Annotated in this window: 19 protein-coding genes; 9 read left to right on the top strand and 10 right to left on the bottom strand. The window is 65.5% G+C overall.

All coding sequences use genetic code 11. The features are described 5' to 3' along the window. Positions 1–9: 9 nt before the first annotated feature. The 3 genes from HQ354_RS11155 (at position 10) to HQ354_RS11165 (ending at position 2,985) form a co-directional block, all read left to right on the top strand. Positions 10–1,017, top strand: a complete 1,008-nt coding sequence (locus HQ354_RS11155; RefSeq protein WP_068429630.1) for a ParA family protein — start codon at positions 10–12, stop codon at positions 1,015–1,017. A 4-nt stretch (positions 1,018–1,021) separates the two neighbouring features. Next, positions 1,022–2,065: a ParB/RepB/Spo0J family partition protein gene (locus tag HQ354_RS11160; RefSeq protein ID WP_222634480.1), complete on the top strand. Its 1,044-nt coding sequence runs from the start codon at positions 1,022–1,024 to the stop codon at positions 2,063–2,065. A gap of 233 nt (positions 2,066–2,298) precedes the next feature. Continuing rightward, positions 2,299–2,985 carry a GNAT family N-acetyltransferase gene (locus HQ354_RS11165; protein ID WP_222634481.1) on the top strand — a complete coding sequence of 229 codons (687 nt, stop codon included), beginning with the start codon at positions 2,299–2,301 and terminating at the stop codon, positions 2,983–2,985. A gap of 63 nt (positions 2,986–3,048) precedes the next feature. Here HQ354_RS11165 and HQ354_RS11170 read toward each other — a convergent pair whose 3' ends face one another. The 8 genes from HQ354_RS11170 to HQ354_RS11205 all read right to left on the bottom strand — a co-directional run bounded on the left by HQ354_RS11170 (position 3,049) and on the right by HQ354_RS11205 (position 14,354). Next, positions 3,049–4,239, bottom strand: a complete 1,191-nt coding sequence (locus tag HQ354_RS11170) for an N-acetylmuramoyl-L-alanine amidase (RefSeq protein ID WP_222634482.1) — start codon at positions 4,237–4,239, stop codon at positions 3,049–3,051. A gap of 193 nt (positions 4,240–4,432) precedes the next feature. Continuing rightward, positions 4,433–4,765, bottom strand: coding sequence for a thioredoxin (gene trxA, locus HQ354_RS11175; RefSeq protein WP_068429619.1), 333 nt, complete (start codon positions 4,763–4,765; stop codon positions 4,433–4,435). A 43-nt stretch (positions 4,766–4,808) separates the two neighbouring features. Beyond that, on the bottom strand, positions 4,809–5,798 hold the full coding sequence (gene trxB / locus HQ354_RS11180; RefSeq protein ID WP_068430045.1) for a thioredoxin-disulfide reductase: 990 nt from the start codon (positions 5,796–5,798) through the stop codon (positions 4,809–4,811). A gap of 118 nt (positions 5,799–5,916) precedes the next feature. After that, a complete protein-coding gene (locus HQ354_RS11185; RefSeq protein WP_167676445.1) occupies positions 5,917–6,633 on the bottom strand; it encodes a hypothetical protein in 717 nt (238 codons plus the stop codon). Positions 6,634–6,690: 57 nt separating this feature from the next. Continuing rightward, a complete protein-coding gene (sigM, locus tag HQ354_RS11190; protein ID WP_068429615.1) occupies positions 6,691–7,284 on the bottom strand; it encodes an RNA polymerase sigma factor SigM in 594 nt (197 codons plus the stop codon). 123 nt (positions 7,285–7,407) lie between these two features. Beyond that, entirely contained in the window at positions 7,408–11,430 is a 4,023-nt protein-coding gene (locus tag HQ354_RS11195; protein ID WP_261768668.1) for a murein biosynthesis integral membrane protein MurJ, read from the bottom strand. After that, positions 11,427–13,784 carry a DUF6049 family protein gene (locus HQ354_RS11200; RefSeq protein ID WP_167678055.1) on the bottom strand — a complete coding sequence of 786 codons (2,358 nt, stop codon included), beginning with the start codon at positions 13,782–13,784 and terminating at the stop codon, positions 11,427–11,429. Before HQ354_RS11200 ends, HQ354_RS11195 begins: the two co-directional genes overlap by 4 nt. 3 nt (positions 13,785–13,787) lie before the next feature. After that, a complete protein-coding gene (locus tag HQ354_RS11205) occupies positions 13,788–14,354 on the bottom strand; it encodes an NUDIX hydrolase (RefSeq protein WP_371828818.1) in 567 nt (188 codons plus the stop codon). Positions 14,355–14,429: 75 nt separating this feature from the next. Between HQ354_RS11205 and HQ354_RS11210 the strand changes: the two genes are divergently transcribed. After that, positions 14,430–15,923 (top strand): CCA tRNA nucleotidyltransferase, encoded by a 1,494-nt coding sequence (locus tag HQ354_RS11210; protein WP_222634483.1) that lies wholly within the window; start codon positions 14,430–14,432, stop codon positions 15,921–15,923. Between the two features lie 32 nt (positions 15,924–15,955). Here HQ354_RS11210 and HQ354_RS11215 read toward each other — a convergent pair whose 3' ends face one another. Both HQ354_RS11215 and HQ354_RS11220 read right to left on the bottom strand, forming a co-directional pair. Then, the gene (locus HQ354_RS11215; RefSeq protein WP_167678051.1) at positions 15,956–17,242 is read right to left on the bottom strand and encodes an MFS transporter; all 1,287 of its coding nucleotides are present in this window, start codon (positions 17,240–17,242) and stop codon (positions 15,956–15,958) included. Positions 17,243–17,266: 24 nt separating this feature from the next. Continuing rightward, positions 17,267–18,199: an NAD-dependent epimerase/dehydratase family protein gene (locus HQ354_RS11220; RefSeq protein WP_068430044.1), complete on the bottom strand. Its 933-nt coding sequence runs from the start codon at positions 18,197–18,199 to the stop codon at positions 17,267–17,269. Between the two features lie 231 nt (positions 18,200–18,430). On the opposite strand from HQ354_RS11220, the gene HQ354_RS11225 reads away from it, so the two are divergent. From HQ354_RS11225 to HQ354_RS11245, 5 genes are all read left to right on the top strand, one after another. Then, positions 18,431–19,297: an ABC transporter ATP-binding protein gene (locus HQ354_RS11225; RefSeq protein WP_222634535.1), complete on the top strand. Its 867-nt coding sequence runs from the start codon at positions 18,431–18,433 to the stop codon at positions 19,295–19,297. After that, positions 19,294–20,145, top strand: a complete 852-nt coding sequence (locus HQ354_RS11230; protein WP_222634484.1) for an ABC transporter permease — start codon at positions 19,294–19,296, stop codon at positions 20,143–20,145. Before HQ354_RS11225 ends, HQ354_RS11230 begins: the two co-directional genes overlap by 4 nt. Further along, positions 20,135–20,377 carry a helix-turn-helix transcriptional regulator gene (locus HQ354_RS11235; protein WP_308115168.1) on the top strand — a complete coding sequence of 81 codons (243 nt, stop codon included), beginning with the start codon at positions 20,135–20,137 and terminating at the stop codon, positions 20,375–20,377. The genes HQ354_RS11230 and HQ354_RS11235 overlap by 11 nt, the downstream gene beginning before the upstream one ends. A 26-nt stretch (positions 20,378–20,403) precedes the next feature. Continuing rightward, the gene (locus HQ354_RS11240) at positions 20,404–21,093 is read left to right on the top strand and encodes a TetR/AcrR family transcriptional regulator (RefSeq protein WP_114330055.1); all 690 of its coding nucleotides are present in this window, start codon (positions 20,404–20,406) and stop codon (positions 21,091–21,093) included. 64 nt (positions 21,094–21,157) lie between these two features. Next, positions 21,158–21,781, top strand: a complete 624-nt coding sequence (locus HQ354_RS11245) for a YqgE/AlgH family protein (RefSeq protein ID WP_222634485.1) — start codon at positions 21,158–21,160, stop codon at positions 21,779–21,781. The last annotated feature ends 11 nt before the right edge of the window (positions 21,782–21,792 follow it).

The raw sequence follows: 21,792 nt of genomic DNA on the forward strand, positions 1-21,792 counted from the left end.
GGAGCACATATGTCGGGTGGATCTGATCCAGCTGTTTCACGTGAAACACAGTCCGAGAACGGCAGCAAGACGCCGCGAGTCGATCGTCCGTCGTCAGCCGGTTCGGACTTCGGCGCTTACAGCAGTATCTCCCCCGACGACACTCCCATCGGTGCGGCTGCGCATCGCGCCAGCCAGGTACTCCACCCTGGCAGCGTGACGCTTCCCAAGCCCGCGCAGCGCCGCATGCTCACCATCGCCAATCAGAAGGGTGGCGTCGGGAAGACCACGACTGCGGTCAACCTCGCTGCTGCGCTCGCGGTCCAGGGACTGACGGTGCTCGTGGTCGATCTCGACCCGCAGGGCAACGCCAGTACCGCTCTGGGCGTCGAGCATCACTCGGGTGTGCCGTCGAGCTACGAAGTTCTCCTCGGTGAGGTCACTGCCCGCGAGGCGATTCAGAAGAGCCCGAACAGCGATCGTCTGTACTGCATTCCGGCGACCATCGACCTGGCCGGTGCCGAGATCGAACTCGTGTCCATGGTGGCTCGTGAAGGTCGCTTGAAGACCGCGCTTGCCGATCTCGAAGAGGTCGACGCCGACTTCATCTTGATCGACTGCCCGCCGTCGCTCGGCTTGCTCACCGTCAACGCATTGGTGGCAGCGACCGAGGTGCTGATCCCCATCCAGTGTGAGTACTACGCGCTCGAGGGCGTCGGTCAGCTTCTGCGCAACATCGAGCTCGTGCAGGCGCACCTCAACCCCGTGCTGCACGTGTCGACCGTCATTCTCACCATGTACGACGGCCGCACGAAGCTTGCCGATCAGGTTGCCGAGGAAGTGCGAAAGCACTTCGGCGACGCGGTACTGCGAGCTGTCATTCCACGAAGCGTCAAGGTATCCGAGGCGCCCGGGTACGGTATGACGGTCCTGGACTACGACCCGGGCTCTCGTGGAGCAATGAGCTACTTGGACGCAGGCAGAGAGTTGGCAGCCCGATCGGCGGTCGCGGCAACGGATGGAACGCAGGAGCGCTAGAGATATGAGTCAGGCACGAAAAGGTGGGCTGGGTCGCGGACTCGCGGCACTCATCCCTACGGGTCCGGAGGCCGGACCTCGCCTCGGCAACGCGGCTGCAGACGTCATCATCGGTAAGGAACGAACTGCCGCCGACGTCGAGAAGCCCGCGCTCGCGAAGGTCGAGAAAGAGAAGACGGCGTCTGCGCCGACCCCCACTCCCCCGGTGCGGAACACGGACGAGGATCTGGAACCGGCCGGCGCCGTCTACCGCGAGATCGCACCGTCGCAGATTCGTCCGAACCCGAAGCAGCCGAGATCGGTCTTCGACGAAGAAGCCCTCGCAGAACTCGTGCACTCGATCCGTGAATTCGGGTTGATGCAGCCGATCGTCGTGCGCGCCCTCGGTGACGACAAGTACGAACTCGTCATGGGTGAACGTCGGTGGCGGGCGAGCCAGGAAGCCGGCCTCGAGTCGATTCCCGCGATCGTCAGGGAAACCACCGACGACGCGATGCTTCGAGACGCACTGCTCGAGAACATTCACCGCGTGCAGCTGAACCCCCTCGAGGAGGCGGCTGCGTACCAACAGCTTCTCGAAGAGTTCGAGGTTACACACGAAGAGCTGGCAGCAAAGATCGGTCGATCACGGCCCGTCGTCACCAACATGATTCGTCTGCTGAAGCTGCCGATTCCGGTGCAGCGTCGCGTCGCCGCGGGAGTTCTGTCTGCCGGGCACGCCCGTGCTCTCCTGTCGTTGGACGCTGGCTCCGACGCGCAGGAAGCGTTGGCAGCACGCATCGTCGCCGAGGGTCTGTCGGTGCGCGCGACCGAAGAAGCGGTCACGTTGGCCAACCGAAACGACGATGGTTCGCCATCCCCGGCGCCGCGGCGCAAGCCGATCCAGATGCCTGGGCTTCAGGATGTGGCGGATCGGCTGTCGGATTCGTTCGATACCCGCGTCACCGTCAGTCTCGGGAAGCGAAAGGGCAAGATCGTCGTCGAATTCGGCTCGGTCGACGATCTCCAGCGCATCGTCGACATGATGGAAAATCAGAAGGGAAAATAGCTCCGAATTTTCAGGTGCAGACGTACCGGCTACTTACGTCACTGTGACGAAGGTAGGACCACAGAGGTCGTCGAGCGACGAAGGAGGATCGAAAAGTGTTGTTGCACAGACCTTTCCGATCCTCCATGATCCACGACGGTCGCAATCGGAGCGATCGCATATTCTTGACGAGGGTAAACGGCAACGGACGCTCACGATTGCCTGGATTCAGTGCTTGGAGGCTGAGGTAAGCAGTGTCGTCGTTCGTCACGGGGGTCACGCTCGACTCGTTCGATCAACTACCGGCGCACACTCGCCGGTGTCGCTTCTGGGTGCTCGATCCAAGAGTCGACGCACCCAGTTCCGACTCACTCGACCTCGAGTTCGAGAACGAAGCGTGGCTGTCGATGATCATGCTCGAGTGGGGGTCGTGCGGTCAGATGCTGTCGACCGGAGGAGAGAGCATCGGTTGTGCGTTGTACGCCCCGCCCGGAGCGGTCCCCCGCGCTTCGGCGTTCCCGACCTCACCCGTCAGCGCCGATGCGGTTTTGCTGACGACGCTTCGGGTCGAGTCCGAGGTCGATTGTGAGGACCACTCGGCCGCGCTGATGCAAGCCGTCGTTGCCGACCTCGTCAATCGAGGCGTGCGCGCACTCGAGGCGTTCGGAATACGCAAGACTGCTGACGATGCGAAGACCGGACCGACGGCCACATCGCAGCTGACATGTTCGGACACCGTGTGCATGATCGACGCAGATTTCCTCGAGAAGATGGGCTTCGACGTCGTCGCGCCTCATCATCGTTATCCGCGGCTTCGGCTCGAGCTGGATCGCGATCACGGGTGGAAGCAGGACGTCGAGAGCGCCCTCGAGCGGTTGCTGCTCGCGGCCAGCCTCACGATGGTCGATATCGCACACAAGGATCCGGTCGGCGTCGGATAGGAACCCGTGAACGACCGAGGGGCCGCAGGAGTGAATCCTGCGGCCCCTCGATCTATATCGTGCTCAGCCTCGTTCGGCGGCAGCCAACTCCTCGGCCAACAACTCGGCGAAAGTGAATGTGCCGGTGGGCTGATCGTCCTGCCCGAGCAGATACAGACGCTTCACGGCGATGAGAATGGCTTCGGCGATGATGTCACGCGATCGAGGGTCGCTGAGTACTTCGACGTCGGATGTGTTGGTGAGGTATCCGATGTCGACCTGAACCGTCGGCATGTTGGTGAGTCGCAACAGATCCCACGTACGTCCGTGGCTACGGCAGTCGAGAAGTGGTGTGCGAGCAACGATTTCACGCTGGATGTAACCGGTCAACACCTGCCCGATGAGCGAGGTCGATCCGTGTGAATTGCCGAAGTGGAAGCTGGCGACGCCGTTGGCTGCGGGGCTGGAGCTCGAGGCACATCGCAGCGAGATCATCAGATCGGCGTTGAACGCGTTCGAGGTCTCGGCGCGTTCGGCGACTGTGGGGTTGGTACCGCGAGCACGGGAGAGGAAGGTTTCCATTCCCGTTGCGGCCATGCGGCCTTCGAGTCGACTGGCGACGTCCCACAGGATCTCGGCCTCGCTGATACGACCGAACATGCCGTCGACGATGAGTCCGGTGTCCGCGCCTCCCAGATCGGGATCGATGACGATACGTTTGCCGGTCAGTTGCGGACCGGACTGCCGGACCAGTTCTTCTTCGCTGATCGCATGTGGCGATCCGCCGGTGACGCGAGCACCCAGCAAGTCGAGCGACCGCAGGGTCGCCGGGCCACAGATGCCATCGGGCGACAGGCCGATCTCACGCTGGAACGACGAGAGGCCGTCGTGCGTCTTGGGACCGAAGTAGCCGTCGACGCGTTCGCTGTAGAAACCGAGGTCTTGAAGCCGGGTCTGCAGAGTCGCAACGTCGTCGCCGTACAGCGGGGCGGACAGCTGATAGATGAGGGTGCGGGCGCCGAGCCGGTACGACGCCTCCTTCAGGAAGCGATAGGTGGCCGGTCCGACGACGCCGTCGACCAGGAGGCCGCGATGCTGCTGAAACGCGCGGACGGCGCTGTCGAGCGCATCGTCGAACTCCGACACCGGTGCGGTCCAGTGCAACGGGTCCGACGAGTGCGCCGCCGCGTCCTCGTGCAGAAATCCCAGGGAGACGAGAGTGCTCCGTACCTCCGCAACGGCGGGTCCTGAATCGCCGCGACTGAGTCGGTGCATACCTGATTACCTCTCGTCGAAATTAGGTCGACTGCCGTGGAGACAGTATCCGCCTCCGGACGACATCTCGAGGGACGTCCGGAGGGCACGATGCCTCATTCAGTAGCCGATGTGCCGACGAACGCGTCGGCACATCGAATGATTGTCGCAGAAAGTGTTCGCCGAACTGCAATCCAGGCCGTTCGGCGACGGGTCACAACACCGCGTCGAGGTCCTTGAGCAGGGCGGCCTTGCCCTTCGCGCCCACGATCTGCTTCACGGGCTTTCCGCCCTGGAACAGGATCATGGTGGGAATCGACATGACCTTGAAGTCACGAGCGGCCTGCGGGTTGGCGTCGATGTCCAGTTTCGCGATCGTGAGCTTGTCGGAGTGTTCGGCAGCAATCTCTTCGAGAACCGGTGCAACCATCTTGCAGGGACCGCACCAGGTAGCCCAGAAATCGACGAGGACGGGCTTTTCGCTGGTCAGGACGTCATCGACGAACGATGCGTCGGTGATGGTGACGGTCTTCTTGTCATCGGACATCTCGGGTGTCTCCTCGGTTGGTCGAACGTGGGTTTTCGTTGGGTCAGGCGTTGACAGCGTCGACAGGCTGGTCGGCGTGCTCGAGCGTGTTGCTGGTGATGTCACCTTGCTCGGCGAGCCACCGCTCGGCGTCGATCGAGGCGGTGCAGCCGGTGCCTGCGGCCGTGATGGCCTGCTGGTAGACGTGATCCACCAGGTCGCCTGCCGCGAAGACGCCTTCGACGGACGTGGCGGAGGTCGGAGACGCAACCTTGACGTAGCCGGCGTCGTCCAGCTCGACCTGGCCCTTGACCAGTTCGCTGCGCGGGTCGTGACCGATCGCGACGAACATCCCCGTGACGTCGAGCGTCGACTTCTCGCCGGTGAGCGCGTTCTCGAGCGTGAGACCGGTCACCGACGTGTCTCCGAGAACCTCCAGGACGTTGGTGTCGGTGACGAAACGAATCTTCTCGTTCTTCTTCGCACGCTCGAGCATGATGCGGGATGCTCGGAATTCGCTGCGGCGGTGCACGATGGTGACACTGCGCGCGAAACGCGTCAGGAACGTCGCTTCCTCCATTGCCGAGTCTCCGCCGCCGATGACCGCGATGTCCTGGTCGCGGAAGAAGAAGCCGTCACACGTCGCACACGCACTGACGCCTCGTCCGAGGAGCTTCTCCTCGCCGGGGATGCTGAGGTAGCGAGCCGCTGCACCCATCGCAAGGATGACGGCGCGCGCTCGGTAGGTCTCACCACCTGCGGAAATGGTCTTGATCTCGCCGGTGACGTCCAATTCCTCGACGTCCTCGGTGCGGATGTCCGCGCCGAACCTCTTGGCCTGCTCGCGCATCTGCTCCATCAGATCAGGGCCCATGATGCCGTCGCGGAATCCGGGGAAGTTCTCGACCTCGGTGGTGGTCATCAAAGCTCCGCCGAACTGTGTGCCCTCGAACAGGATCGGCTCCAACTCGGCCCTGGCGGCGTACACACCAGCGGTGTACCCGGCCGGTCCCGAGCCGACGATGATGAGATCGTGAACCTTGGGCGTAGTCATGCGGGCCTTCCGATAGTCGTTCAGTGCTGAGCCGGTGGGCCGTGCCGCCGACGGATATGACAACACCAGGGTAGAGGGTGTTGTTCCCAGCCGGGTCGAGGCGCGGATCGCGGGACGTTCAGCTCAGGTCGCGACGGAACAGGGGCTGCGGGTCGTCGACACCACAACCGGCACCCACTGCGAGGACGGTCAGACCGGCGTCGGGGCCGCGGGAAAGGACGAGCATGGTGCCCTCACTTCCGTCGATGTCGACGGCGGCGGCACCCAGAACGACGCTGTTGCGATCGATTCCGTTGGCCTGCAAGCAATCCGGGAGAAGTCCGGCTTCGACGAGCTGTACCGGATCGCGGTTGGCCATCACCGACTGCACCACGGAGTCGTCGATGAGGGACGACTGTAGCGTCAGGACCGATTCCTCGCCCGGTCCGGCGACCACGTCGGGCTCCGAGGTGGAGGCAGAACGAACGAAAAGTGTTGTGGCGACGGCGATCACGATCGACGCAGCCGCAGCGATCAGCAGCGGACGGACCGAACGGGGAAGTCCGCGCGCGGGTCCTGTCGACCCCGCGTTCCCGGCACCGGCGAGCGTGCGGTCGATGCGTTCGGCCACGTCCGGGGGCATCGACTCACCACCGTCCAGATCGGCACCGACTGCGCGGAGCCGGGCCGACACCGCGTCGAGCGACGCCAAGATCCGCCGGGCATCGGCGTCGGCTTCCACGAGCGGCCAAAGCTTGGTGCTGACCGACTCCGGCAGAACGCCGGCATGGAGATCGGCGAGCAGTTCGACCGAGTAGGGCGCCATGGGTAGTGGCTCGGTACCGCGTGATGTCACTGCGGTCTCCTCTCCCGGCGCAGACGTACCTACACAGGGTAAGACGCGGTGGGCCGACTAACGGTTCCCGTCGTCCTGCAAGTACCGCAGCTGCACCGCCAGCTTCTGACGCGCTCTCGCGCAGCGACTCTTGACGGTTCCGGTGGGAACACCGAGCATCGCGGCGGCGTCCGCGACCGAGTAACCCTCCATGTCGACGGCCACGACTGCGGCACGCTGCTCCGGCGGGAGAGACATGAGGGCGCTGCGAACCTCGATCGAAGTCTCGACGTCGGACATCCGGTCGCGCGCATCGGGCGGTTCCTGCACATCGGTGTCGGCGAGCGGTGTCGTCGGTCGCGACCGGTTCCGTCGAATCCGGTCCAGACACGCATTGACGACGATCTTGTGCATCCAGCTCCGCACTGCGGCGTCCGCTCGGAACGATCCGGCCGTGCGGTGCGCCGACAGCAGCGCCTCCTGAAGCGCGTCGGCGGCATCCTCGTTGGTGTAGCTGGTGCGTCGCGCAGTCATCCACAGATGCTCGTGGTGCCGATGAACGAGCGCTGCGAACGCGTCGGGGTCACCCTGGACGTGCGCGTTCAGCAGTTCGACGTCGGATCGGCCCCCGAGAAGCCCCCCGGCTTCCCCCTTGATCCCGAAAATCCCCATACGAAAACGGCTCCCCCCGTGTTACCGCATTGGGGAGAGCCTAGGCCATGAAGACCGAACAGTACGAAACGTTCGATTTCACCTACTTTGCGTAGGTGAAACCGAACGTCTGCGGGGAAAGTGTCAGCTTCGGCCGGTGAAGCCGAAGTCGGCGATCGAGGACTGGTTGCGACCGTTCTCGGTGCTCAACCCGGTGATCCACAGCAGCACGTGGTCGGTGGGTTCGGTTGCGGTGAGCGGAATGTCCGTGACGCCCTGTCCGAGCGTGGCCTGCCCGATCACGGTGGTGTCGCTCAAGCTGGGCGAGTCGCTGGGCGCAGATCGGATCTCGACGACCGTTCCAGCAGACGGTGAGTTGACGAATGCACTGGTCAACACTTCGGACGACGGCAGCGTCGCCAGCAGGCCGACGCCGTTCTTCAACGACGGGAACGGCTGGAAGTACGCGTCCGTCTGCCACACGGTCGACGGGTCGCCGTCGATCGCGTTCTGAGCCGTGGCAGCGCTGTCGGCACTGCCCTGCGGCGAGAAGACCTCGACCGAATCGATCGTGACGGGTGCTGCGGCCGGTGCCTGCGCTTCGGCAGCGCCCGGTGCAGCAGGGGCGGGCACGCTGGTGGTCAGTCCGAAGTCCTGCTCGGTCAGCGGCTCGTCGGAGCTACCGCCTGCAAGGAACGTGAACAACCAGTACCCGGCGAACCCGAGTACGACGACGGTGAGCACACCCAACACGACCAACGCGATGTTGGTGCGCTTGGACCGCAGTTGCTGAGCCGCGATTTCCTCCGGGTCCGCCAACGAATGTCCGGACGCACCCGCGGGCCGCTGGCCGAGCCGCAGCGCAGGCATGAGGTCGGTCTTGTCGTTGACGACGGCCGCCTGGTCGAGCACGTGCTGAACCGTCGCAGCCGTGCGGATTCCGCTGTTCTGCTCGAGTGCGCGTGTCGCGACGGCCGAGATCTCGAACGGCACGTCGGAGCGAATACGACGCGGCTCGACGGCATTGCCGTTCGAATCGCGGTCGGCGGGCTTCATACCTCCGACGGCACGCGGCGGCGCACCGGGACGGTCCGACGCGTCGGCCAGTGGCCAGCGCGCGGTGACGAGCGCGTAGAGCATCGCGCCGAGTCCGCGCACGTCCGACGCGGGTTCGGCGTCGGCGAGCGTTGCCGGGAACGCGAGCACCGCGTTTCCGCTGGTGCTGATGCGTACGCGATCGGGGTGATCGATGGACAGCGCGCCACCGCTGCGGTGTGCAGCTTCGGCTGCTGCCGCGAGCGCCTTGATGGCGCGTGCTGCTCCCGTCGGCGACGGCACGGTGTCGGCCATTTCTCGCAGTGAGCGTCCCGGCGTCCATTCGGCGACGACGATGCCACCCGAGCTGCCGCGGACGACGTCGAGCACCCGGGCGAGTCCGGGGGAGTTGATACGGCCGAGACGCAGCGTCCGCGACAGGATCGCCTGCGGGCCCTCGGGTCGGTCGGGAGACACCGACGTCGCCTGCTGGTCGGCGTCGACGAAGGTCAGCGCGACTTCGCGGTCGAGTTTGACGTCGTGCGCCTGCCAGAACTTCAGTCCGCGTGCACCGCCGTGCGGGGCGAGCAGACGGTAGCGACCGCCGGCGACAGAGGCGCCGGGAATGAGCTTCGGTCCGCGCAGCGCACGCGTCGGCTCGGGCTGCGGCTCGGGCCGACCTTCGACGGCAGGTGCTCGCACGGTGGCAGGCGGTTCCGTAGCGTTCTTGCCTGCGTCGGCGTCCTTCTTGTCCGCCGAGTCCTCGGGTTCGACCTGTGCAGCCTGAGCTGTGTCCACCGAAGCCGTCTTGCCCGTGGTGGACGCGTCGGTCGCAGGGACGGCCTTTACCTCGGCCGTTTTGTCGGCGTCGGGTGCCGGAGCAGCCGCGTCGCCGGATGTCTTCTTCTTGTCGGGTGACGACGCCGTCGGTGTGGCCTGGGTGGATGCGGCCTTCGCGCGCTCGTCCACCTCGACTCCTCCGGTCTTCTGGTCCGTGCCGTCGGCAGTGGACTCGGCCGGCCCCCCAGCCACTTCGTCGTCCGTCACTCTCTCTCCTTCGCGCGCTTCTACCCCGAGTTGTGCTGCCTGTCTGCTCCCGTAGGGCTGACCTGCAGAAGTCTGCGGCCCGGTCCGCCGGGGTCCAGGGTACGGGAGTCCCTGCTCCGCAGTGCCCCTTGCAGGGGTAGAGCGAACGACCGGTATCGAATCGGTAGTTTCGGGCGTCGCAGGCACGGGGTTCGTCGCGCTCTCGGCGGGTCGCCCGCGCAGTTTCCGCACGACGCGTCCGACAGCGACGGTCACCGCGAGCACCTCGGGTATGCGGCCGAACCACAGGATGCCGAACGTGATGCCGAGCATGAGAACCGCGCAGAAACCGACGCGCAGCATCGCGCCGATCATGCCCAGGGGCTCGGTCAGTCCGCCCAGGTCGGCGACTCGGTCGATGGCAAGCATGGCCGTTCCACCGGCGGCGGACGCCATCAGGACCATCCAGATGGTCTTGCCCACGTTGATCATGCGCAGATCGCCGAGGCTGCGGTGCAGCAGGAAGCCACCGATGCAGGCACCGACCACGAAACCGAGACCGTTGGCGACACCGAGCCAGAGCACGACCTGCTCGTCGTCCGAGGCGATGACCGGGGCGAGAGCGGACAGCGCGATCTTGACTCCGGTGATGCCGAGGATGATCCACGTCGGCGTCCAGGCCTGTTCGCGGGCGTAGAACACGCGCAGGTGGATGAGGACGAGTGCGTACGGAATCAGCGTGAAGGCAGACCAGCTGACGGCTTCACCGAGGCGGGGGGCGTCGTCGGCGAAATTCCCGAAGCCGAACAGTGCCTCGCCCACCCACGGCCCGGCGAACGTCAGGAACACCACGATCGGAACGAGCGCGACGAGCGTGAGCCGCGTCGCGACCGACAGATCGTCGACGACGGCAGGGTCGTTGCCCTCGGCTGCGTTGCGGCTGAGGCGCGGCATGATGGCCGTCAACACGGTGACGCCGAGGATGCCGTACGGCAGTTGGAGAAGGATCCAGGCTTGCGAGTAGATCGCGGGGCCCGAGGCGTCGGCACCCGAGGAGATGTTCGTCGCGTAGATCAGCCCGATCTGGCTGATGACGACGTACAGAATGATCGCCGCGGCCATCCCACCGAACGCCTTGAGGCGGGCGTCGAACCCCCACAACGGCCGGAGGTCGACCTTCTCCCGCTTCAGTGCCGGAATCAGCGCGGCTACCTGAGTCACGACACCGGCCGTGACTCCGAGACCGAGGATCAGCACATGCGGATCACTCATCTCGACGGGATCGAGCGTGATCTCGCCGGGGACGAAGAAATAGAGGGAGAAGATGCCCAGGACCACCAGGTTGTTCCACACCGGCGCCCACGCGCCGGGACGGAAGTTCTGACGCGTGTTCAGAACGGCCGTGAGCAGGCCGGACAGGCCGTAGAACAGGATCGCGGGCAACAGTAGATAGGACAGCGCGGTCGTCAGTTCGTTGCTGACCTTGGCGTCGTCCTTGATCAGCATGGTGCTCAGGAGCGGTGCGCTGATCGTGGCGATGACGGCGACGACGAACAACATCGTGAACGCGACGGTGAACAGCCGACGAATGAACGACGTACCGCCGTCGGGATCCTCCATCTCGGCCCTGACCAGGACCGGAACAACGATCGCGGTGAGCACGGCGCCGAGGACGAGCTCGGAGATCATGTTCGGCAGGATCGTCGCCGCGGTGAACGAACTGGCGATCGCGCCGCCGAGGATCGCCAGCATGACGATCTGTTTGAAGAATCCGGTGATGCGGCTGACGAGCGTCGCGACGGCGATCGATCCCGTCGACGCCAGCAAGCTCTTCTGCGGCTTCGGTTCGGGCTTCTCGGGTTCCGGAACCGGGGCGGTCGCGACCGGCGCGAAATCCTCGTCCCGGAATCGCGGGATCAGCTGCGTGACGGAATTGTCCGGGGCCGGTCCGCCGTCGGGCGACGGCGGTGCCGGGTAGCTGCGCATCTCACGGACGGGTTCGCGTTCCCACGGCGCCTGCCGAGGCGGCGCCGTGCGACGGAATACCTGTGCTGCGGGCAGCCGTGGGCGCGGGACGTCCCCTTCGTACGGGATGTTCCCGGTCATGGTCGTTCGTACCCTTCGTCGGCTGGGTCGGGTTGCCCCCTGAACCTGTGCCACAGTCGGCGCCCTGCGAGCAACAGCAGAAGGACTCCAGCGCAGGCGGTGATGATCGCGAGAGCCTGTCCGTACGCATTCGACCGTACGGACACGGTGGTTGCCTCGCCCAATTGTTGCCCGTCGAGCGTCGTCAACGCGAAGTCGACCGACAGATTGCGGGAGTCGTCGACCTGCGCGGGCACGGTGATCGTGCGGCTCCCGCGCGCGGGAAGAGCCGTTGCGCCGACGTCGGAGATCGTCATTTCCGCTGGTGCGTCGACCTTCAGTCGCACGTTGACGGGTACAGGGAGGTCGTTGCGTGCGACGAGCAGCAGCGGACTCTGCTCCGAAGCCAGTGTGTAGACGCCGCCGGGTGCGACGACCGTCACTGCTCCGAACATCCGGTCCAGCGACGTCTCGGACGCATCCATCCGGGTTCGCGACATCGCGGCTGCGTATTCGGGTTCCGTGTCGCGGCCCGCGGTCGTGAGTGCGCGCAGGAGGTCCTCACGCAGCGGTGCGGTGAACAGCCGCGGTGTCAGGGCCGACTGCGGATCCTCGACGACGGACGCACGAAGCGATTCGATGCGCGCACTCTGCGCGCGCACGCGGTCTTCGAGGTTCGTGTCGCGGTCCACCTGCGGCACCGTCCTGGTCTCGACGGGCATACCCGTCGGTGCTTCGGCGACCAGACTGGTCAGGGGTCGTGGCGTCGCGAGACCCGACCGCAGCATCGACGACACGGACGACAGAATCGTCGTCGGCTCGTCGCCGCCTGCGGTCCAGTACTGCGGCGGGGCGATCGTCACGGCCCGCGGGGAACCGTCGGGTTCTTCGAGCGCGTGATAGAACATCGCACCGACGGCATCCTGCAGTCGGGCGGCGCGAGAATCCCCGGACAGGTCGTAGCGCTGGTCCTCGGGTGTGAAATCGGGGGTCGACGGCACCTCACCGACTCCGGCGAGCGCGGTGGCCGACGCCGAGTCGAACACCGTCGTGTTCAGTGGGGCGTCGACGGTACTGCCCCCTGCGACAGCGGCGACGCCTCCCGCTGCGGCAGGCGCGATGCTGTTGTCGGCGAGCAGCGCGGTGGTCGGGCCGGTCGAACGTAGGGCCGCGGCCGCAGGCGCACCCAGCTGTCCCGACGCGCTCCACACGACATCGCGCACCGACGTCACGCCCAGGATCGAATCGACGATGTCCGACGGCGACTCGAGGGCGCTCGCCGCCAGGGTGGCGTCGCCGACGTTGCCGATCGCGTCGAGGTCGACCTGCGCGAACGGGACCGCGGTGACGCACATCGAGTCGGCGAGGGTCTGCAGGCGGGACAGCCACGCTGCGGCGGCGTCGCTGCCGGTTCCGTCGCGCGCGGGGCCGGACGGGTTCGCCGGATCGTCGACGACCAGATAGCCGCGCTGCATGTTGGCGACGGTGACGAGCAGGTCGGGGTCGATCGCCAGACACATGCTGTCGGTGAGTCGATTCTCCGGATCGAGCTGATCGGTCGTCGTGAATTCGACGGCTTGGAGCAGTTCGTCGAGACGGCCGCCCGTCGCGAGTTCGCCGGCGAGGTCGTCGTCGACGAGCCTGATCTTGTCCTCGATGGTTCCCGGGTTTCCTGCGGCCAGCCGTGGCTTGTCGGCGAGGGGCCAGAGGATCGTCGTTGCGACGGGATCCGTCGTGCTCGGCGGCAAGGGCACCGACGTCGGATCCGACGGGTCGCGCGGTACGCCGGTGACGGGCAGCAGGAACCGGGCGTCGTCGAGTCGCGCTGTTCCGCCGTACTCCGGGGTGCCGTTGACGTTGAGCAGCAGCGGGTAGACGCCGGGGCGATCGATGTTCAGCGACGGGTTCGTCGTGCTGCGCAGTGGCATCGAGACGGTGAACTGCGTGCTCGCGCCTCGCTCGAGGCTGTCGGTGACCGTCTGGAACTCGCCCGCATACGGGTATTGCTCCTGATCGCGCGACAGGGACGTGCGGAGTTCCGACGGCTGATCGACGGCGTCGGCGCCCTGCATGCGCACGCTGATGTCGTCGACGCGTCGGTCACCGGTGTTCGTGACGGTGGCACGCACGGTCACGAACGGTTCGCTGCTGGTGGTCACGGTTCCGGGTGCGACGGTGTCGATCGACAGCTCCAGGAACTGATTGCCGCGCGTCGTCTCGGGAAGGTCGCTGTCGGCGGACTGATAGGTGACCTCGGTGCTCGACGACGGGATGCTCGAATCGGACCCGTCCGGCTCCTGCGCCAGAGCCAGCGAGGGCGCCGACGCAAGGAGGACTGCGGTCAATGCAGCCGCAGTGACCCGTGGCAACCGCACTTCTCACTCCCTGCCGACGGGCGTCTCGGGATCCGGGTTGCTCATGCCCTCGATCAGTTGGCTGGCGATCGCGGCCAGTTTACGTTCGTCCGCGTACGCGAGCTTCGACGACAGTTCGCTCAGCGGAACCCACGCCACCTCGGTGACCTCGACGTCCTCGTCGGACAGCTCGCCGCCGAGAAAGCGCAGAAGGTAGTGGTGCACGGTCTTGTGGACGCGACGGCCCTCGGTGACGAACCAGTAGTCGATGCTGCCCAGCGAAGCGAGCACATCCCCGCGGATGCCGGTCTCCTCGGCGACCTCGCGCATCGCGGTCTGTTCCGCGGTCTCGCCCTGCTCGATATGGCCCTTCGGCAGCGACCACAACAACCGTCCACGACGGTCGGTGCGGCCGATGAGAGCGGCGCAACGCTGGGACGGAGGCCCGTCGAGACCGTCGACGACCAGGCCGCCTGCCGACGTCTCACGCACGGTTCTGAGTTTGGGCTTGTCGCCGTCGGCACGTGCGGGCCGCCGCCGCGGGTTGCGGCGGCTCCTGTTCGCACGTTCGCCAGCAGACACCCAATCAATACTAGAGGGAAACCACGGCTTTCCTTTGCTCCCTCTCCGTCCTGCCGCACGACCTCTCGCCTAGGCTCTATCCACGTGGCAGAACAGTCTCCGTCCCCCCGACACTCCGATGCGTCCTCGGGCGCCGGTTCGGACGCGGACCGCCGCGAGCGCCTGCTGACGTCGGCCCGCGAGACGCTGTCCGGATTGTCCGACCTCTTGACCCCTCTGGCCGCCCGGTTCGCCGCCGAGGGACATGAGCTGTACCTCGTCGGCGGGAGCGTTCGCGACGCGGTTCTGGGACGGTTGTCCGGAGACCTCGACTTCACCACGGACGCACGACCCGAGGTCGTCCAGAAGTTGCTGACCGGCTGGGCCGACAATCAGTGGGACACCGGGATCGCGTTCGGGACGATCAGTGCCGCCAAGAACGACCAGCTGATCGAGATCACGACGTTCCGCACCGATTCGTACGACCAGGTCTCGCGCAACCCGGAGGTCGAGTACGGGAAGAGCCTCGAGGAAGATCTCGTGCGACGCGACTTCACCGTCAACGCGATGGCCGTTCGGATCGGCGCCGACGGCACCCAGGAGTTCGTCGACCCCCTCGGCGGCATGGACGCGTTGCTCGAAGGACTGCTGGATACGCCGTCGTCGCCGGAGAAGTCCTTCGGTGACGACCCACTCCGCATGCTGCGTGGCGCGCGGTTCGTCTCGCAGCTCGGTTTCGCATTGATGCCTCGCGTACACGCCGCGATCACCGAGATGGCCGGCCAGATAGAACGCATCACGGCCGAGCGTGTGCAGGTGGAGCTCGACAAGCTGATCCTCGGTGAGTACCCCGTCGAGGGAATCGACGTCATGTGCGAGACCGGGCTCGCCGGCTACGTCCTGCCCGAGGTGCCCGCGATGAAGCTCGAGATCGACGAGCATCACCAGCACAAGGACGTCTACTGGCATTCGCTGACGGTACTGAAGCAGGCCATCGACCTCGAGGACGGCGACCCCGATCTCGTATTGCGTTGGGCTGCACTGCTTCACGACATCGGCAAGCCCGACACCCGACGTCACGAACCGGGCGGCGGGGTCAGCTTCCACCATCACGAGGTCGTCGGCTCCAAGATGGTCAAGAAGCGTATGCGAGCGCTCAAGTACTCGAAGAGGATGATCGACGACGTCTCGCAGCTCGTCTTCCTTCACCTGCGTTTCCACGGCTACGGCAAGGGCCAGTGGACCGATTCCGCGGTGCGGCGCTACGTCACCGACGCCGGCGATCTACTTCCCAAGTTGCACAAGCTCGTTCGCGCGGACAGCACGACGAGGAACAAGCGTCGAGCAGCGGCACTGCAGGCCACGTACGACGACCTCGAAGAGCGGATCGCGGCGATCGCCGCGCAGGAGGACCTCGCCCGCGTGCGACCGGATCTCGACGGCAACGCGATCATGGAACTGCTCGGCATCCCCGCGGGGCCCGAGGTCGGCAAGGCGTGGAAGTTCTTGAAGGATCTTCGGCTCGATCGGGGGCCGCTCCCCCGCGAGGAAGCGGAGCGAGAGTTGTTGGCGTGGTGGGAAAGCGCTTCGCGCTCGTGAGTGTCTATGTATAGCCCTCTACACATTCGCACTCACGTGCGGCGGAGCCGCATCACCACCGCCGCCAATCCCAGCAGATAGACGACACCACCGCCGAGCACGACGGCGTGTGCGGATGCCTCACCCGCGAGATCCGTCGTCGACGGGCCGACGACGAACGCGGCGACGGCGAGCGCCGCGACGAAGAAGATGTTGAAGACGGTGTCCTGCAATGCGAACACGCGCCCGCGATGGTCGTCGTCGATCTCGGTCTGCATCGACGCGTCGCCCGTGAGCTTGATGGTCTGGCCTGCGATGCCGAGCAGGAACGCGCCGATGAGCAGACTCGTCTGCGTGAGCCCGTCGATGAAGGTCACCTGTACGACGGCGGCCAGTGCGAGTGCGCCGATGATCGATCGAACGCGACCGAACTTCGGCAGCAGGAAGGGTGTCAGAACTGCCGCGATCAGCATGCCCGCAGCCGTCGCTCCGACGGCGATGCCGAAGCCGGCCAACCCGCCGGGCAGTGAGCGGGGCGTCGACTCGCGCAGGATCAACACCATGACGAGAGTGTCGACGCCGAACACGATGCGGTGGGTGCCGATGCCCATCATCGCGGCGGTGACCGTCGGCGACTTCCATACCGCGACGGCACCGGACTTCAATCCGGCTGCGATGTCCGCGAAAGCACGTGATGGTCCGTCGTCGGGAATGGTCGCAGGACCCAGCGATTGGCGTGGAAACCGCGCCGCGGCAACCGATCCGACGATCGATCCGACGGCCGACACTGCCACGGCGACGCCCGATCCGGTGTCGCCGGCGCCGATGTACCCGATGATCCCGACGGCCGCTCCTGCTCCCGCGGCTGCGAAGCCCGAACCGATGGTCGCGAGAAGCGAATTCATCGGCACGAGCCACGATGTTCGGACGACGTGCGGCAAGGACGCGGACACGCCGGCCAGAACGAATCGACTGAGGCCGACGGTCGTCAACGCGAGGAGAAGCAGCGCGGTCTCGCCGCCCCCGGTGAACAGAACCGTGGCGGTGACGGCGATGAGGACCATGCGAAGCACGTTCGCCCACAGCACTACTGCGCGCCGATCCCATCGGTCGAGCATCGCGCCTGCGAACGGCCCGATGATCGAGTACGGCACCAAAAGAACGGCGAACCCGGCGGCGATGGCCGCCGGATTCGATTCGCGTTCGGGATTGAACAGAATTGCCCCGCTGAGCGCCGCCTGGAAGAGGCCGTCGCCGAACTGTCCTGCGAAGCGGATCGCGGTGAGCTTGCCTGCACCGGGCGAATTGCGCAGTCGCGCCAGGAAGGTCTCGTCGCTCACTTACAGGACTGTAGCCCCAGTTACCTACGACGCCTGTGCCAGCTCCTTGTCCTTCCACCACGCGACGGTGGCAGCGGCACCGTCGGACAGCGGTGTCGGACGTAGCCCGAGCATCTTCTCGCTCGCCGAGCTGTCGAGCACATACGGGTGCTCGAACTGATACAACGTGTCGCCGAGCTCCTTGATCGGGCCGGACACGACGCCGAGCGACTTCATCATCCACGACGGGATGGTTCCGACTTTCGGTGTCGGAGCGTGTGCTGCACGCGCGAAGGCCTCGATCATCTGGCGCTGCGTGACGGCGGGGGCGGTCGGCGCATGCAAGAAGGTGTTCCACAGCGACGGGGTGGCCGCTGCCTCGATCATCGCGACGGCAAAGTCGGGCACGTACGTGAACGAGTGTGGCAGATCGGCGTCGGCAATCACTCGAACAGTGCTGTGCGACAGAACTTTCGGTACCACGCGATCGCCCATGTGTGCCGACAGGACGCGCGGCCCGTAGAAATCCGAGGCGGCGACGCTGACCGTCGGCGTGGCGTGCGCATCGCGGGCGGCGAGCAATTCGGTGCGGACGCCGAGCTTGCGGTGGGTGGCGACGCGCGGCGAGTCCTCACGGATCGGGCCGTCGATGTAGCCGTAGGAGTAGAGACTCTCCGGGAACACGACGACGGTTCCGGCGGCCGCGTCGAGCACGCGTCGTTCCATGGTGGGTAGCTTCGCGCGCCACACCTTGTCCTCGTACGCAACGTGAGTGCAGTGGTAGATCGCCGTCGCGTTCTCGAAATGACCACGGAGATCGTCTGTTTCGATGTCGACGCGTCGCTTCTCGATCGACGGGTGGTCGGGGCCCGAACCGGATCGCGTCAGCACTCGGACGCGGTGACCTCGCTCGGCGAGCTGTTCGGCGACGGTCCATCCGACGGGCCCTGCACCGGTGACGACGTGTAGCTGGTTCATGATCTCTCCTCGAAGTGTGAGCACTGCTCTCTGTTTGTTTTTCGAGTGTGCACCCGTCCGTCGCGGAATGCAAGAGCACTGCTCTCTCATTTCCAGGACGAACGGTATTGTCCGTACAGAATGTAGTAGGTATGCTACGAAACGTCGCGACTGCGCGATGGTGTCCACGAAGCGACGGGAGAAGCCGTGAGACCTGATAGCGACGTCGTCGTCGACGTCTCCGATCTACGAATGCGGTACGGCACCACGGACGTGCTGAAAGGAGTGTCGTTCCGAGCGCGTCGGGGCGAGGTCCTGGTCATGTTGGGCCCCAACGGGGCGGGCAAATCCACGACGCTCGAGATACTCGAGGGCTTTCGTCTCAGGTCGGCCGGACGTGTGGCCGTCCTCGGCACTGATCCCGCCGACGGCGACGAGGCCTGGCGGGCGCGCATAGGCGTCGTCCTTCAGTCGTGGCGTGACCACGGCAAGTGGCGCGTGCGCGAGTTCCTCGACTACCTCGGGTCCTTCTACGTTCCGTTCGGACCGGGGAGGCCCTGGGCAGTGGACGAGCTGCTCGAACTCGTAGGGCTGACCGAGCATGCACAGGCGAAGATTGCATCGCTGTCGGGTGGCCAACGCCGTCGGATGGATGTGGCGATCGGGATCGTCGGCAAGCCCGAACTGCTCTTTCTCGACGAGCCGACGGCAGGCTTCGATCCGGATGCGCGTCGTGAATTCCACGACCTGGTGCACAGATTGGCGGATCTGGACGGCACCACGATCCTCGTCACGACGCACGATCTGGACGAGGCCGAGAAGCTTGCCGACCGAATCGTCATCCTGGCCGGCGGTGTCATCATCGCCGACGGTTCCCCGGACGAACTGTCCCGAGGTATCCCTGCGGATTCGGAGATCCGATACACCGTCGACGGCCGACGTTCTGTCCACAGCACCACGGAGGCAGCGAAATTCGTGCACGACCTATACGTGCAGCACGGCGATCGCGTCGGCGATCTCGAGGTGCGTCGTTCGACGCTGGAGGACACGTACATGGCGCTCGTGCATCAACAGGAATCCCCCGGTAACGCAGAGACATTGGAGGTGGTGGCGAGATGAGCGCCAAAGGGACTGCTGTTCGAGCCGGATTCCGGCGCAGCGCAATCGAACTCCGTCAGATGTTCACCGACCCACAGGGACTCGCGGCTCTGTTTCTGTTCCCGGCGCTGATCATGGTGGCGCTGTTCTTCATGCGCAACGGTTCGTTCCAGGACACGGGGCTCGATCTGGCGGTACTCGCACTGCCGGGAGTGATGGGAACCATCGTCTTCTTCAACGGCATCTACATTATCGGCGAGGCGATCGTGCTCGATCGGGAGGACGGAACCCTGTTGCGCGCCAAAGCAACCCCGAACGGCACGATCGGCTACTTCATCGGTCGGATCGGAAGCAATGCGTCGGCGGTGACGGTGCAGGTCGTTGCGATCCTGGTGGCCGGCTGTATCATCGTCGGAGGTGTCGAGCTGAGTGATACCGCGTCGTGGTTCACGCTGGTCTGGGTCGTCGTGCTCGGTCTACTCGCGACGTTGCCGCTCGGGGCCGCGCTGGGTGCGATCGTCGGGACGGCACGTGGTCTGTTCTTCGTGACGATGCCGCTCATGCTGGTCGTCGCCATCTCCGGGATCTTCTACCCGATCACCGCACTTCCGGGCTGGTTGCAGGTCGTCGCGCAGATTCTTCCGTGCTACTGGCTGGGTCTCGGTCTCCGGTCCGCACTACTGCCGGACAGCACGGTCATGGTCGAGATCGACCAGTCGTGGCGACACCTCGAAACCGTCGGAGTCCTCGGTGCTTGGGCGATCGTAGGCCTGCTGGTGGCCCCGATAGTGTTGAGCCGCATGGCACGGAACGAATCCGGGAGCAAAGTGGACGAGCGGCGAGAGAAGGCACTGGCACGTGCCTACTGAAGTCATCTACAACCGCATCGCGATGTTGCGTGCCGAACGCCAGATCTCGCGACGGGATCTGGCGGAGGCACTGGGGGTTCACTACCAAACCGTCGGATATCTCGAACGCGGCGAGTACAGTCCCAGCCTCCACCTCGCGCTGCGTATTTCGGCGTACTTCGAAGTCCCGGTCGAAGTGATCTTCTCGATCGACCCCTTCGCGCGACTGGGGTCGAACGACTCGACAGCCTGAGAGCACCGCTCGCTATTGTGTGACCCATGCCGACTACCCCCCGCGAACGAGCTCGCGCGCAGACGCTTGCCGACATCACCCGAATCGGCCGTCAGCACCTGGCCGCAGACGGGGCTGCCGCGCTGTCGTTGCGCGCCGTCGCGCGAGATCTCGGGGTCGTGTCGTCGGCGGTCTATCGGTACGTCAAGAGCCGCGACGAACTGCTCACCCTTCTCGTCGTCGACGCCTACAACGAGCTCGGTGACGAGGTGGACGCTGCGGTGGATGCCGTCGACGACTCGATGGAGAAATTCCTGACGCTCGGCCGGGCTGTCCGTGCCTGGGCGAGGCGAGAACCCGCGTCGTACGCGCTGTTGTTCGGTAGCCCTGTTCCCGGCTATCACGCGCCGGCCGAGCAGACGACCGGACCGGGCATACGCGTCATCGTGAAGCTCGTGCAGGTCTTCGACCAGGCGGATCGCGACGGCCGGTTGTCGACGCCCCCGTCTCCGGTCCCGCTCGAGTCTTTGCACGACGACTTCGCGACGGTTCGTAACGAAATGGGAACGGAGATGTCCGACGCGGCCCTCGCCGGTGGCGTTCTGGTGTGGGCGTCGCTCTTCGGCGCGGTCAGCTTCGACGTGTTCGACCAGTACGGATCGGCGAATTTCGTGGATCGTGAGCTGTTGTTCGAGCATCAGCTCGCGCTGCTGGCGGGGCTTGTCGGGCTGTCCTGACGCGACGAAACTTTCCGGCATTCCTTGCGGTACATCGGGTGGTCGGCGGTGCCACAATGTCTCCATGGCTACACATGCGGAGGAACCCGAGGACCAGACGGCAGAGAACCACGCTGCGTCGGTCGACGAAACGGTGCGTCCCGGTAGCTTGCTCGTCAGTTCGATCGAGCTCGTCGAACCGACGTTCCGGCGCACCGTCGTCTACGTCATCGAACACAACGACGCGGGCAGTCTCGGCGTCGTGATCAATCGTCCGAGCGAGACGGCCGTGCACGACGTGCTCCCGCAGTGGAGCGGACTGGCGGCGCGACCGCAGGCACTCTACGTCGGCGGACCGGTGAAGCGGGATTCGGCGTTGTGTCTCGGCGTCGTGCGGACGGGCGTCGACGTCGAGGGTGTTGCCGGCCTCCGGCGGGTCGACGGCCGAGTCGTCATGGTCGATCTGGACTCCGACCCGTCGGACATAGCCCCGCTCGTCGAGGGCGTGCGCGTGTTCGCCGGCTACTCGGGGTGGACGATGGGCCAGCTCGACGGTGAACTCGCCCGCGACGACTGGATGGTGGTCTCCGCGCTGGCGTCCGACGTCATCGGCCCGCCGAAGATCGACTTGTGGGCCCACGTGTTGCGACGCCAGCCGATGCCGTTGGCGATGCTGGCGTCGCATCCGATCGACGTGGAACGAAATTAGTGCGAAGCCGC

The sequence above is a fragment of the Rhodococcus sp. BP-261 genome (assembly GCF_019835205.1).
Classification (GTDB): Bacteria; Actinomycetota; Actinomycetes; order Mycobacteriales; family Mycobacteriaceae; genus Rhodococcoides; species Rhodococcoides kyotonensis_B.

Coding starts and splice junctions, on each gene's coding strand:
- HQ354_RS11155 (WP_068429630.1), top strand. CDS start 10: ATGTCGGGTGGATCTGATCCAGCTGTTTCACGTGAAACACAGTCCGAG.
- HQ354_RS11160 (WP_222634480.1), top strand. CDS start 1,022: ATGAGTCAGGCACGAAAAGGTGGGCTGGGTCGCGGACTCGCGGCACTC.
- HQ354_RS11170 (WP_222634482.1), bottom strand. CDS start 4,239: ATGCACCGACTCAGTCGCGGCGATTCAGGACCCGCCGTTGCGGAGGTA.
- trxA (WP_068429619.1), bottom strand. CDS start 4,765: ATGTCCGATGACAAGAAGACCGTCACCATCACCGACGCATCGTTCGTC.
- trxB (WP_068430045.1), bottom strand. CDS start 5,798: ATGACTACGCCCAAGGTTCACGATCTCATCATCGTCGGCTCGGGACCG.
- sigM (WP_068429615.1), bottom strand. CDS start 7,284: ATGGGGATTTTCGGGATCAAGGGGGAAGCCGGGGGGCTTCTCGGGGGC.
- HQ354_RS11195 (WP_261768668.1), bottom strand. CDS start 11,430: ATGACCGGGAACATCCCGTACGAAGGGGACGTCCCGCGCCCACGGCTG.
- HQ354_RS11220 (WP_068430044.1), bottom strand. CDS start 18,199: ATGAACCAGCTACACGTCGTCACCGGTGCAGGGCCCGTCGGATGGACC.
- HQ354_RS11225 (WP_222634535.1), top strand. CDS start 18,431: ATGCGGTACGGCACCACGGACGTGCTGAAAGGAGTGTCGTTCCGAGCG.
- HQ354_RS11230 (WP_222634484.1), top strand. CDS start 19,294: ATGAGCGCCAAAGGGACTGCTGTTCGAGCCGGATTCCGGCGCAGCGCA.
- HQ354_RS11240 (WP_114330055.1), top strand. CDS start 20,404: ATGCCGACTACCCCCCGCGAACGAGCTCGCGCGCAGACGCTTGCCGAC.
- HQ354_RS11245 (WP_222634485.1), top strand. CDS start 21,158: ATGGCTACACATGCGGAGGAACCCGAGGACCAGACGGCAGAGAACCAC.